This window comes from Kitasatospora xanthocidica (assembly GCF_014656195.1).
Classification (GTDB): Bacteria; Actinomycetota; Actinomycetes; order Streptomycetales; family Streptomycetaceae; genus Kitasatospora; species Kitasatospora xanthocidica.
On record NZ_BNBY01000007.1, the window covers coordinates 195,839 to 208,961 of the forward strand.

The window sequence follows — 13,123 nt, forward strand, 5'->3', positions numbered from 1 at the left end:
CCCCCACCGCGTCAGAGCTGCCCACCGACGAGGGTGACCAGGTCGACGACGCGGTTCGAGTAGCCCCACTCGTTGTCGTACCAGCCGAGCACCTTGACCTGGTTGCCCTGGACCATGGTGAGCTGGCTGTCGAAGATGCAGGAGGCCGGGTCGTTGACGATGTCCGAGGAGACGATCGGGTCCTCGGTGTAGGCCAGGATGCCCTTGAGCGGGCCCTCCTGCGCGGCCTTCTGGAAGGCCGCGTTGACCTCGTCCTTGGTGACCTCGCGCTCGAGGGTGACGACCAGGTCGGTGATGGAGCCGGTCGGGACCGGGACGCGCAGCGAGGTGCCGTCCAGCTTGCCCTTCAGCTCCGGCAGGACCAGGGCGGTCGCCTTGGCGGCACCGGTCGAGGTCGGGATGATGTTCTGCGAGGCCGCACGAGCACGGCGCAGGTCCTTGTGCGGGAAGTCCAGGGTCACCTGGTCGTTGGTGAACGCGTGGACGGTGGTCATCAGACCCTTGACGATGCCGAAGCTCTCGTTCAGCACCTTGGCCATCGGCGCCACGCAGTTGGTGGTGCAGGAGGCGTTGGAGATGATGTCGTGCTTGGCGGCGTCGTACTTGTCGTCGTTGACGCCCAGGACGATGGTGACGTCCTCGTCGGTCGCGGGCGCCGAGATGATGACCTTCTTCGCGCCGGCGGCGAGGTGCTTCTTCGCGGCCTCGGCCTTGGTGAAGATGCCGGTGGACTCGACGACGATGTCGACGCCCAGGGCGGCCCACGGCAGGTTGGCGGGGTCACGCTCGGCGGTCACCTTGAAGGTGTGGCCGTCGACGGTGATGCTGTCCTCGGTGTGCGAGACCTCGGCCTGGAGGGTACCCAGGGTGGTGTCGTACTTGAGCAGGTGAGCCAGGGTCTTCGTGTCGGTGAGGTCGTTGACACCGACGATCTCGATGTCCGCGCCCTGGGCCTTGACCGCGCGGAAGAAGTTGCGGCCGATGCGGCCGAAGCCGTTGATGCCTACCCGGATCGTCACGAACCGATCTCCTCGTTAGGTACGCCGGGCCGGAGCCCGACGGGGGTGAGATTTGGGAAGTCCCCGACCGCCTATGACCCTACCCCTCCGGGGCCTGAAGGGGCACATCGCGCCACCTCGTGAGACGTGGCGTGGCGCACCCGAAACCCGATTTCAGGCCGTCCGCCCTTGGTCCGGCGGGCAGTTGGTCCCGGGACCATTGGTCTCTACCAATTCGGGCCTGCGGACGCCTCCGGACGGCCTGCGGACGACCGTCCGGGAACACCTCCGGACGGCCGTCCGGGAACACCTCCGGACGACCGTCCGGGAACACCTGCGGAGGACCGTCCGGAAACGCCGACGGCCGGCGCCCGGGGAGCCGGGCGCCGGCCGTGTCTCGATCACGGACGGGGGGCGTCAGTTCATCGCCATCTCGTCGGTCAGGCTGGCCTCGGTGCTCGGCAGGCCGAGCTCGGAGGCGCGCTTGTCGGCCATCGCCAGCAGCCGGCGGATCCGGCCGGCCACCGCGTCCTTGGTCAGCGGCGGGTCGGCGAGCGCGCCCAGCTCCTCCAGCGAGGCCTGCTTGTGCTGCATCCGCAGCTGGCCGGCCGCGGCCAGGTGCTCGGGCACCTCCTCGCCGAGGATCTCCAGCGCGCGCTGCACCCGGGCGCCGGCCGCCACCGCGGCGCGGGCCGAGCGGCGCAGGTTGGCGTCGTCGAAGTTGGCGAGGCGGTTGGCGGTGGCCCGCACCTCGCGCCGCATCCGGCGCTCCTCCCAGGCGAGCACCGACTCGTGCGCGCCCAGCCGGGTCAGCAGCGCGCCGATCGCGTCACCGTCGCGGATGACCACCCGGTCCACGCCGCGCACCTCGCGGGCCTTGGCCGGGATGCCGAGCCGACGGGCCGCGCCGACCAGGGCCAGCGCCGCCTCGGAGCCGGGGCAGGTGATCTCCAGCGAGGAGGAGCGGCCCGGCTCGGTGAGCGAGCCGTGCGCCAGGAAGGCACCGCGCCAGGCGGCCTCGGCGTCGCAGGTGGCGCCGGAGACGACCGCCGGCGGCAGCCCCCGGATCGGGCGGCCCCGGCCGTCCACCAGACCGGTCTGCCGGGCGAGCAGCTCGCCGTCCTTGACCACGCGGACCACGAAACGGCTGCCGCGGCGCAGCCCGCCGGGCGCCATCACGACCAGGTCGGAGGAGTGCCCGAAGATCTCCAGCAGGTCCTTGCGCAGCCGCCGTGCCGCCGCCCCGGTGTCCAGCTCCGCCTCGATCACGATGCGGCCGCTCACGATGTGCAGTCCGCCCGCGAACCGCAGGATCGCCGACACCTCCGCCTTGCGACAGCAGGCCCGGGTGACCGGGAGCCGGCTGATCTCGTCCTTCACCGCTGGAGTCATCGCCATGGCCCGATCCTTCCATGTGTCCGGAAAATCCGGTCGTACGCTGCTGCCAACAGCTCGGGGTCGTGTCGCGGCGTGCCGTCGGTGCGGGCCACCGAACCGAGCACCAGGGCGGCGCCCATCCGCTCGGCCGCCTTCTCCAGACCGGCGAGGTCCGCCTGGCCGAAGGCACCGCCGGTGACGGCGCGCTCGTCCACCAGGATCGCATCCACCGCGAGCTCGGGGGCGTGGTCGGCTATGACCTCCAGGTGACGCTGCGGGGTGAAGCCCTCGGTCTCGCCGGGCTGCGGGGCCAGGTTCAGGGTGAGCAGCCGGCGGGCGCGGGTCTCGGTGAGCGCCTTGGCCAGCTCGGGCACCAGCAGGTGCGGCAGCACGCTGGTGAACCAGGAGCCGGGGCCGAGCACCACCCAGTCCGCCTCCCGGACGGCGGTGACGGCCTGCGGGACGGCCGGCGGCTCGTCCGGCAGCAGCCGGATCGACTGCACCGTGCCGGGGGTCACCGCGACGTCGGCCTGGCCGCGGACCGCCGACAGCTCGCCGGGCCGCTCCGGGTCGTGGCCGCGGACGGTCGCCTCGATGTCCAGCGGCACCGCCGACATCGGCAGCACCCGGCCCTGGACGTTGAGCAGCCGGCCGACCCAGTCCAGGGCCTCCACCGGGTCGCCCAGCTTCTCCCAGAGCGCGACGATCAGCAGGTTGCCGACGGCGTGGCCGCCGAGCTCCCCGTTGCCGGTGAAGCGCTGCTGGATCACCTCGGACCAGGTGCGGCCCCAGTCGTCGTCCCCGCACAGCGCGGCCAGCGCCTTGCGCAGGTCCCCCGGGGGCAGCACGCCCAGCTCGGTGCGCAGCCGTCCGCTGGAGCCCCCGTCGTCGGCGACGGTGACCACGGCCGTGAGGTCGCTGGTCAGCCGGCGCAGCGCGGACAGCGAGGCGGACAGGCCCTGGCCGCCGCCCAGCGCGGTGATCCGGGGGGCCGGATTCGTCCGGGCGGGACTGCTGCGCGGACGGCTCGGAGCCGGGGGCCGGGCCGGGCTGCCCGCCCGGTCACCGGTCCTGATCTGCGGCTGCCGCCCGGGCAGGTATCCCGCCACACATCACCTCGCGTTCCTCGGCCCCGTCACCCGCTGCACCGGTGGGCCCGGCGAGGAGGGCGGCGGTTACTCCCGTCCCATGTCACGGTGGACGAGCACCGTCTCGACTCCGTCGGCGATGAGACGCTTGGTCAGACGCTCGGACATGGCGACGCTGCGGTGCTTGCCACCGGTGCAGCCTACGGCAAGCGTCATGTAACGCTTCCCCTCGCGCCGGTAGCCCTCGGTCACGATCCGGAGTAGCTCGGTGTAGCCGTCCAGGAACTCGTTGGCGCCGGGCTGCTGGAACACGTAGTCGGCGACGTCCGCGTCGGTGCCGGTCCGGGCCCGCAGTTCGGGCACCCAGTGCGGGTTGGGCAGGAAGCGGCAGTCCACCACGAGGTCGGCGTCGACCGGCAGGCCGTACTTGAAGCCGAAGGACATCACGGTGGCCCGCAGCTCGGGCTCGTCGTGGTCGGCGAACTGGGCGTCCAGCTTGGCGCGCAGCTGGTGCACGTTGAGGTTGGAGGTGTCGATCACCAGGTCGGCCTCGCCGCGCAGGTCGCGCAGCAGGTCGCGCTCCTGGGCGATGCCGTCCACGATCCGGCCGTCGGCCTGCAGCGGGTGCGGGCGGCGGACGCTCTCGAAGCGGCGCACCAGCGCGTCGTCGGAGGAGTCCAGGAAGACGACCCGCAGCCGGACGCCGCGCTTCTCCAGCTCGTCCAGCGAGGTGAGCAGGTCGTCGAAGAACTGGCGGCCTCGGACGTCCACCACCACGCCGATCCGGGCGACGTTGCCCTGGGAGCGGGCGCCCAGGTCGACCATGGTCGGGATCAGGGCCGGCGGCAGGTTGTCCACCACGAACCAGCCGAGGTCCTCCAGGCACTTGGCGGCGGTGGAGCGGCCGGCTCCGGACATGCCGGAGATGATCACCAGCTCCGGCGCGTTCTCGGCCACGTCTGACACGGTCACTTCGGTTCCCCGCTCTCGGTCTTTCTGCTGGGGAGAACGCTCACGGCGCGGCCGCCCTTCCCCGGCCCGGGCAGGCGGGCGGGGCCGGGGCACACCGGCTGACGGGCGGCGTCGGCCGTCATGGCGTCTCCTGGGATGGTGCGGTCTGGGGTGCTGCTGCCACCGGCTCTGCGGCCTGGTCGGCCCCGTCCTCGATGATCTCGCCGGTCGCGGTGTTGACCGCGGGTGCGGCGGGTGTACGGGAGGACAACGCCGCCGCAACAGTCTCCGCGGTGCGGCGTCCGATGCCGGGTACCGCGCAGAGCTCGTCCACGGTGGCGGCCCGGAGCTTCTTCAGCGAGCCGAAGTGCTTGAGCAGCGCCTGGCGGCGAGTCTCGCCGAGGCCCGGGACGGAGTCCAGTTCCCCGGCGGTGAGTCGCTTGGAACGCTTGGTGCGCTGGTAGCCGATCGCGAAGCGGTGGGCCTCGTCGCGCACCCGCTGGAGCAGGTAGAGGCCCTCGCTGGAGCGGGGCAGCACCACCGGGTCGTCCTCGCCCGGCAGCCAGACCTCCTCCAGCCGCTTGGCCAGGCCGCACAGCGCGACGTCGTCGATGCCGAGCTCGTCCAGGGCGCGCCTGGCGGCGGCGACCTGCGGCTGGCCGCCGTCGACCACCAGCAGTTGGGGCGGGTAGGCGAAGCGCTTGGGGCGGCCCTCCTCGGTGCGCGGGCCGTCCCCGGGCCCCTCCTCGGGCCGGTCCTCGGGCCGGTCGTCCTCGGACTCCGGGACGGCCCACTCGCCGGTCTGCTCGCGCTCCTGGAGGTAGCGGCGGAACCGGCGGCTGATCACCTCGTGCATCGAGCGGACGTCGTCCTGGCCCTCGAAGCCCTTGATCTGGAACCGCCGGTACTCGCTCTTGCGGGCCAGGCCGTCCTCGAAGACGACCATCGAGGCCACCACGTCCTCGCCCTGGAGGTGGGAGATGTCGTAGCACTCGATGCGCAGCGGGACGGAGTCCAGCTCCAGCGCGTCGGCGATCTCCTGCAGGGCGCGGCTGCGGGTGGTGAGGTCGGAGGCCCGCTTGGTCTTGTGCAGCGCGAGCGCCTGCTGGGCGTTGCGCTGCACGGTGGCCATCAGGTCCTTCTTGTCGCCGCGCTGCGGGACGCGCAGGTCGACCTGGCTGCCGCGCAGCCCGCCCAGCCACTCGCGCACCGGCCCGGCCGGGTCGGGCAGGGCGGGGACGAGCACCTCGCGCGGGACTGACTCGCCGCCGCCGTACAGCTGCTGGAGGGCGTGCTCGACGAGGCCGGCGGTGTCGACGTCCTCGACCTTGTCGGTGACCCAGCCGCGCTGGCCGCGCACCCGGCCGCCGCGGACCTGGAAGATCTGCACGGCGGCTTCGAGTTCGTCCTCGGCGAGGGCCAGCAGGTCGGCGTCGGTGGCGTCGGCGAGCACGATGGCGTTCTTCTCCATCGCCCGCTTGAGGGCGCCGATGTCGTCCCGCAGCCGGGCCGCCTTCTCGTACTCCAGCCCGGCCGCGGCCTCCCGCATCTCCTCTTCGAGCCGGCGCAGGTAGTTGCCGGTGCGCCCGGCCATGAAGTCGCAGAAGTCCTCGGCCAGCTCCCGGTGTTCGTCCACCGAGACCTTGCCGACGCAGGGCGCGGCGCACTTGCCGATGTAGCCGAGCAGGCACGGCCGGCCGACCTGCCGGGCCCGCTTGAAGACGCCGTTGGAGCAGGTGCGGACCGGGAAGACCCGCAGCAGCAGGTCGACCGTCTCCCGGATCGCCCAGGCGTGCCCGTACGGGCCGAAGTAGCGCACGCCCTTCTTGTGCGCCCCGCGCATCACCTGGACCCGCGGGTACTCCTCGTCGAGGGTGACGGCGAGTTCGGGATAGCTCTTGTCGTCGCGGTACTTGACGTTGAACCGCGGGTCGAACTCCTTGATCCAGGAGTACTCGAGCTGGAGCGCCTCGACCTCGGTGCCGACCACGGTCCACTCCACCGAGGCGGCGGTGGTGACCATGGTCGCGGTGCGCGGGTGCAGGCCGGCCAGGTCCTGGAAGTAGGACGACAGGCGCGGCCGCAGGCTCTTGGCCTTGCCGACGTAGATGACCCGGCCGTGGGCGTCACGGAACTTGTAGACGCCCGGGGAGGTCGGGATCGCACCGGGCGCCGGGCGGTAGGTGCTCGGGTCAGCCATGGGTCCACCGTACCGAGTGGGGGCGGGGCCGCGGGGACGGGATCTCTCGGGAGACGGTCAACTGCTTCAGCTCGGGGTCACCTTGAGGTTCCCGCCCTCCACCGTGACGGTGTAGGCGGGCAGCGGGGAGGGGGCCGGGCCGTCCTGGACGGCGCCGTCGGCGATGGCGAACCGGCTGCCGTGGCAGGGGCACTGGATCTGCTGGTTCTTCACCTGGTCCACGATGCAGCCGGCGTGGGTGCACTTGGCGCTGAAGGCCTTGTACTGGCCGGCGGCCGGCTGGGTCACCACGATCTTCTGCTCGCGGAAGACCTTGCCGCCGCCCTCCGGCACCGCCGAGGCCGGGCCGAGGTCCACCGGGCCCTTGGCGGTGCTGCCCCCGCCGGAGGAGGAGGACGAGGACGAGCTGCAGCCGGTGACCGCCACGGTGCCGCCGGCCGCCAGGACGGCCGCCGCCCCGCAGAGCAGGGTGCGGCGGGAGGCGGTGGGGCTGCCTTCAGGGGCCTCGGACATCGGTGCGCTCCTACGGTTGCTGCTGCGGCTGCGGGGACCACGGAATTCTATGCCGCACGCGCCCCGCCGCTCCCGGTACTCCCACCGTCGGGTGGGGCCGGGAGCGGCGGGGCGGACGGGACGGCTCGTCGGCTACTTCTTCGACGGGGCAGCGCGCTTGCGCGGTGCCGCCTTCTTGGCCACAGCCTTGGTCGCCACAGCCTTCGTCGCCGCGGCCTTGGTCGCCGCGGCCTTGGTCGCCGCGGCCTTGGTCGCCGCGGCCTTGGTCGCCGCGGCCTTCTTGGCCGGGGCGGCGGCCGGGGCGTCCGCGAAGTCGCTCGGCAGGATGTCCCGCAGGAACTTGCCGGTGTGGCTCTCCGGGACGGCGGCGATCTCCTCGGGGGTGCCCTCGGCGACCACCGTGCCGCCGCCGGAGCCGCCCTCGGGGCCCATGTCGACGATCCAGTCGGCCGTCTTGATCACATCGAGGTTGTGCTCGATGACGATCACCGTGTTGCCCTTGTCCACCAGCCCGCTGAGCACCTTGATCAGCTTGCTGATGTCCTCGAAGTGCAGACCGGTGGTCGGCTCGTCCAGCACGTAGACCGTCCGCCCGGTGGAGCGCTTCTGCAGCTCCGAGGCCAGCTTGACGCGCTGCGCCTCGCCGCCGGAGAGCGTCGGCGCGGACTGGCCGAGCCGGACGTAGCCGAGGCCGACGTCGTTGAGCGTCCTCAGGTGCCGGGCGATCGCCGGGACGGCCTCGAAGAAGGCCAGCCCCTCCTCGATCGGCATGTCCAGCACCTCGGCGATGGACTTGCCCTTGTAGTGCACCTCCAGCGTCTCCCGGTTGTACCGGGCGCCGTGGCAGACCTCGCACGGCACGTAGACGTCCGGCAGGAAGTTCATCTCGATCTTGATGGTGCCGTCGCCCGAGCAGTTCTCGCAGCGGCCGCCCTTGACGTTGAACGAGAACCGGCCGGGCAGGTAGCCGCGGACCTTGGCCTCCTGCGTCTCCGCGAAGAGCCGGCGCACGTGGTCGAACACGCCGGTGTAGGTGGCCGGGTTGGAGCGCGGCGTGCGGCCGATCGGCGACTGGTCGACGTGCACCACCTTGTCCACCTGGTCGGTGCCGGTGATCCGGGTGTGCCGGCCGGGCACGCTGCGGGCGCCGTTCAGCTCCCGGGCGAGGTGGGTGTAGAGGATGTCGTTGACCAGCGTCGACTTGCCGGAGCCGGAGACGCCGGTGATCGCCGTGAAGGTGCCCAGCGGGAAGCCGACCGTGACGTCCTTGAGGTTGTGCTCGCGGGCGCCGTGGACGGTCAGCTGGCGCTTCTTGTCCCGCTCGCGGCGGGCCGCCGGGATCGGGATGGCCCGCTTGCCGGAGAGGTACTGGCCGGTCAGCGACTCCTCGTTGCCGAGCAGCTCCTTGAGCGAGCCGGAGTGCACCACCTTGCCGCCGTGCTCGCCGGCGCCCGGGCCGATGTCGACCACCCAGTCCGCGGTCTTGATGGTGTCCTCGTCGTGCTCGACCACGATCAGGGTGTTGCCGATGTCGCGCAGCCGCACCAGCGTCTCGATCAGCCGGTGGTTGTCCCGCTGGTGCAGACCGATCGAGGGCTCGTCCAGCACGTAGAGCACGCCGACCAGGCCGGAGCCGATCTGGGTGGCCAGCCGGATGCGCTGGGCCTCGCCGCCGGACAGGGTGCCGGCCGCGCGGTCGAGCGAGAGGTAGTCCAGGCCGACGTCGACCAGGAAGCGCAGCCGCTCGTTGACCTCCTTGAGGACCCGCTCGGCGATCTGCTTGTCCCGCGCGTTGAGCTTCATCGCGCCCAGGAACTCGGAGCAGTCGCTGATCGACATCGAGGAGACCTCGGCGATCGACCGGCCCTCGACCGTCACCGCGAGCACCACCGGCTTGAGCCGGGTGCCCTGGCACGTCGGGCAGGGCACCTCGCGCATGTAGCCCTCGAAGCGCTCGCGGCTGCTGTCGCTCTCCGCCTCGGTGTGCCGGCGCTGGATGAACGGGACGGCGCCCTCGAAGCCGGTGCTGTAGGAGCGCTCCCGGCCGAAGCGGTTGCGGTAGCGGACCTCCACCTGGTGCTTGTGCCCGTACAGCAGCGCCTTCTTGGCGCGGGCGGGCAGCCCGGCCCAGGGGATGTCGGTGCGGAAGCCGAGCTCCCCGGCCAGCGCGTCGATCAGGCGCTGGAAGTACTCCTTGGCGTGCCCGGCCGACCACGGGTGGATCGCGCCCTCGTCGAGCGAGCGCTCGACGTCCGGCACGACCAGCTCCGGGTCGACCTCCATCCGGTTGCCCAGGCCCGAGCAGTCCGGGCAGGCGCCGAACGGCGAGTTGAAGGAGAACGAGCGCGGCTCCAGCTCCTCGAACGACACGTCGTCGTACGGGCAGTAGAGGTGCTCGGAGTACATCCGCTCGCGCTCCGGGTCGTCCTCGGGGAGGTCGACGAAGTCGAGCACGACCATGCCGCCGGACAGCCGCAGGGCCGTCTCCACCGAGTCGGTGAGCCGCCGCTTGGCGCTCTCCTTGACGGTCAGGCGGTCGATGACCACCTCGACGGTGTGCTTCTCCTGCTTCTTCAGCTTCGGCGGCTCGGCCAGCTGGATCGTCTCGCCGTCCACCCGGGCGCGGGAGTAGCCCTTGGACTGAAGGTCGGCGAAGAGGTCGACGAACTCGCCCTTGCGCTCGCGCACCACCGGGCTGAGGACCTGGAAGCGGGTGCCCTCGGCGAGCTCCAGCACCTTGTCCACGACCGCCTGCGGCGACTGCTTGGCGATCGGGCGGCCGCAGTGCGGGCAGTGCGGCTTGCCGATCCGGGCGAACAGCAGGCGCAGGTAGTCGTAGACCTCGGTGATGGTGCCGACGGTCGAACGGGGGTTGCGGTTGGTGGACTTCTGGTCGATCGAGACGGCCGGGGAGAGGCCCTCGATGAAGTCCACGTCGGGCTTGTCCATCTGCCCGAGGAACTGACGGGCGTACGAGGACAGCGACTCGACGTAGCGGCGCTGGCCCTCGGCGAAGATCGTGTCGAAGGCGAGCGAGGACTTGCCGGAGCCGGAGAGGCCCGTGAAGACGATGAGGGAGTCGCGGGGCAGGTCGAGCGAGACGTTCTTGAGATTGTGCTCGCGAGCACCGCGGACGATGAGGCGGTCGGCCACTGCTTCTGGCGCCTTTCTCCGGGGCGAGACTACTGGCGTTGGGAGGTGGGTCTTCTTCCAGGATGCGGCAGCCAGCCTATAGCTCAGACGTTCGAATCTCGACTTCGTCCAGTGGAGACCACCCGAACGAGTGAGGACCGCCCCGGGACCGTCCGCACCCGGACCGAAAAACCCCCTGCTCAGGGCCCGGATTCGGCGATAGCGTCGTCTGGTCAACGAGCGAGGCCCCCGGTGGGCAACGCTCCGCCTCCCGACAGAAGGCAGATTCGATGACCGACCCGCAGTCCGCCGCCGCCTCCGCCGCCTCCTGGCTGGACCAGGTCGAGGAGAGCACCCAGCGCCTGCTGCAGACCGTCGCCGAGCTGAAGCCCGACGCCGTCACCGAGCCCTCCGCACTGCCCGGCTGGACCCGCGGCCACGTCCTGGCCCACCTCGCCCGCAACGCCGACTCCCTGGTCAACCTGCTGAACGGCGCCCGCACCGGCACCGACATCCCGCAGTACGCCAGCGGCGAGGCCCGCGACGCGGACATCGAGCGCGACGCGCCCCGCCCGCTGGAAGTCCACCTCGCCGACCTGCGCGACTCGCACGCCCGCTTCACCGAGGCCGCCGCGCTGCTGCCGGACGAGGCCTGGACCGCCGAGGTCCGCCACCGCACCGGCTACGTCTTCCCGGCCTCCGACATCCCGCACAAGCGCCTGCTGGAGGTCGAGTACCACCACGTCGACCTGGCCGCCGGCCACACCCCCGCGCACTGGCCGGAAGACTTCGCCACCGCCCAGTTCCGCAAGCTCGCCGAGAGCCTGGCCGGCGCCGGCCTGCCCGCCGTCCGCCTGGTCGCCACCGACACCGAGGACCGCGCCGTCATCGGCACCGGCGAGCCCGCCCTGACCGTCGAGGGCCCCGTCCGCGCCCTCCTCGCCTGGCTCTCCGGCCGCTCCGCCGGCGCCGATCTGCGCCGCACCCCCGACACCGACCTCCCCCCGCTTCCCCCGATGGGCTGACGGCGCGAGGATGACCCTGAACCCTGTAGCCGGACGAGGAGCAGTGGCATGACGTACCACGGAGCGGTCAAGGTCGGCGGACCGCCGGACGTGCGCGAGCTGGCCCACCTGATCATCACCAAGGTGGCCGTAGGACCGTACGACAACAACGCCTACCTGCTGCGCTGCCGGGCCACCGACGAGCAGTTGCTGATCGACGCGGCCGCCGACGCCCCGGTGCTACTGGAGACCGTCGGGGACGACCTCGAAACCGTGGTCACCACCCACCGGCACCAGGACCACTGGGGCGCGCTGGCCGAGGTGGTCGCCACCACCGGCGCCCGCACCGCCGCCGGCGAGCACGACGCCGAGGGCATCCCCGTGCCCACCGAACTGCTGCTCGCGGACGGCGAGCGGCTGCGCGTCGGCGACGTCGAGCTCACCGTCCGCCACCTGGTCGGGCACACCCCCGGCGCGATCGTGCTGATCTACGACGACCCGCAGGGCCACCCGCACGTGTTCACCGGCGACTGCCTCTTCCCCGGCGGCGTCGGCAACACCTGGGGCGACCCGGAGGCCTTCCGCACGCTCTTCCGGGACGTCAACGAGAAGATCTTCGACGCCCTCCCGGACGAGGCCTGGGTCTACCCCGGCCACGGCAACGACACCACCCTCGGCGCCGAGCGCCCGCACCTCGACGAGTGGCGCGAGCGCGGCTGGTAGCCCGCGCACCCCGGGTGCGCCGGGTGCGCCGCGCACCCCGGGTGCGCCGAGGCCCCCGCGACCGGTGACCGGTCACGGGGGCCTCGGCGTTCAGCGGGCACCTCAGGCGTCGAGCTTCTCCTGCTCCCGCTCGGCCAGGGCTGCGGCCTTCTTCGAGGCCCGCAGGCTGGTGAACGTGGTGACGGCCAGCACCACCACGATGAAGCCCAGCGAGAACGGGATGCCGATCTCCGGGGCCCAGGTCGCGCCCGCCTCGTGCGCGGCGTGCAGCACCAGCTTCACGCCGATGAAGCCGAGGATCACCGACAGGCCGTACGACAGGTGGACCAGCTTCTTCAGCAGGCCGCCGATCAGGAAGTACAGCTGGCGCAGGCCCATCAGGGCGAAGGCGTTGGCGGTGAAGACCACGTACGGGTCCTGGGTGAGGCCGAAGATGGCCGGGATCGAGTCCAGGGCGAACAGGACGTCGGTGGTGCCGATCGCCAGCATGACGATCAGCATCGGGGTCATCAGCCGGCGGCCGTTCTCCCTGATGAAGAGCTTGGTGCCGTGGTACTTGTCGGTCGACGGGAAGCGCTGCTCGATCGACTTGAGCAGGCGGTTCTCCTCGAACTCCTCGTCCTCCTCGTCGGCCCGGGCCTCCTTGATCAGCTTCCACGCCGTCCAGATCAGGAAGGCGCCGAAGATGAAGAAGACCCAGGAGAACTGGGCGACCAGCGCGGCGCCGCCGGCGATGAACACCGCCCGGAGCACCAGCGCGATGATCACACCGAACATCAGCACGCGCTGCTGGTAGATCCTGGGCACCGCGAACTTGCCCATGATCAGGATGAACACGAAGAGGTTGTCGACACTGAGCGACTTCTCGGTGATGTAGCCCGCGAAGAACTCACCCGCCGGCTGCCCGCCGGAGTGCCACCAGAGGAACCCGCCGAAGATCAGCGCCAGCACGACCCAGACGGCCGTCCAGATCCCGGCCTCCTTGATCGAGACCTCGTGCGGCTTGCGGCCGCCGATGAAGAAATCGGCCACGATCAGGGCGATCAACACACCGATCGTGGTGACCCACATGGTTACGGAAACGTCCACTACTGCTCCTCCGGCAGGTAGGCGAGACAGTCATCGTCACTGCCGGAG

General features: G+C 71.5%; 10 protein-coding genes. 2 read left to right on the forward strand and 8 right to left on the reverse strand.

What is annotated here, in order from left to right; genetic code table 11:
• Nucleotides 1-11: 11 nt before the first annotated feature.
• From gap to uvrA, 7 genes are all read right to left on the reverse strand, one after another.
• The gene (gene gap, locus IE332_RS15440; RefSeq protein ID WP_189916420.1) at nt 12-1,019 is read right to left on the reverse strand and encodes a type I glyceraldehyde-3-phosphate dehydrogenase; all 1,008 of its coding nucleotides are present in this window, start codon (nt 1,017-1,019) and stop codon (nt 12-14) included.
• 396 nt (nt 1,020-1,415) lie between these two features.
• Nucleotides 1,416-2,396 (reverse strand): DNA-binding protein WhiA, encoded by a 981-nt coding sequence (gene whiA / locus IE332_RS15445; protein ID WP_030238424.1) that lies wholly within the window; start codon nt 2,394-2,396, stop codon nt 1,416-1,418.
• A complete protein-coding gene (locus IE332_RS15450; protein WP_189916421.1) occupies nt 2,387-3,484 on the reverse strand; it encodes a gluconeogenesis factor YvcK family protein in 1,098 nt (365 codons plus the stop codon). The genes whiA and IE332_RS15450 overlap by 10 nt, the downstream gene beginning before the upstream one ends.
• Nucleotides 3,485-3,550: 66 nt before the next feature.
• Entirely contained in the window at nt 3,551-4,435 is an 885-nt protein-coding gene (rapZ, locus tag IE332_RS15455) for an RNase adapter RapZ (protein ID WP_229928619.1), read from the reverse strand.
• A gap of 118 nt (nt 4,436-4,553) precedes the next feature.
• Nucleotides 4,554-6,614 carry an excinuclease ABC subunit UvrC gene (uvrC, locus tag IE332_RS15460; protein WP_189916422.1) on the reverse strand — a complete coding sequence of 687 codons (2,061 nt, stop codon included), beginning with the start codon at nt 6,612-6,614 and terminating at the stop codon, nt 4,554-4,556.
• A gap of 66 nt (nt 6,615-6,680) precedes the next feature.
• Complete coding sequence (locus tag IE332_RS15465; RefSeq protein ID WP_189916423.1) at nt 6,681-7,127, reverse strand: Rieske (2Fe-2S) protein; 447 nt, start codon at nt 7,125-7,127, stop codon at nt 6,681-6,683.
• 132 nt (nt 7,128-7,259) lie between these two features.
• Nucleotides 7,260-10,280, reverse strand: coding sequence for an excinuclease ABC subunit UvrA (uvrA, locus tag IE332_RS15470; protein WP_189916424.1), 3,021 nt, complete (start codon nt 10,278-10,280; stop codon nt 7,260-7,262).
• A 269-nt stretch (nt 10,281-10,549) separates the two neighbouring features.
• Here uvrA and IE332_RS15475 point away from each other — a divergent pair, with 269 nt between their 5' ends.
• Both IE332_RS15475 and IE332_RS15480 read left to right on the forward strand, forming a co-directional pair.
• On the forward strand, nt 10,550-11,284 hold the full coding sequence (locus tag IE332_RS15475; protein ID WP_189916425.1) for a maleylpyruvate isomerase family mycothiol-dependent enzyme: 735 nt from the start codon (nt 10,550-10,552) through the stop codon (nt 11,282-11,284).
• A 48-nt stretch (nt 11,285-11,332) separates the two neighbouring features.
• Complete coding sequence (locus IE332_RS15480) at nt 11,333-11,986, forward strand: MBL fold metallo-hydrolase (RefSeq protein ID WP_189916426.1); 654 nt, start codon at nt 11,333-11,335, stop codon at nt 11,984-11,986.
• Nucleotides 11,987-12,088: 102 nt separating this feature from the next.
• Here the strand turns inward: IE332_RS15480 and IE332_RS15485 are convergent, their stop codons facing one another.
• Nucleotides 12,089-13,075: a TerC family protein gene (locus tag IE332_RS15485; protein ID WP_189916427.1), complete on the reverse strand. Its 987-nt coding sequence runs from the start codon at nt 13,073-13,075 to the stop codon at nt 12,089-12,091.
• Nucleotides 13,076-13,123 lie beyond the last annotated feature (48 nt).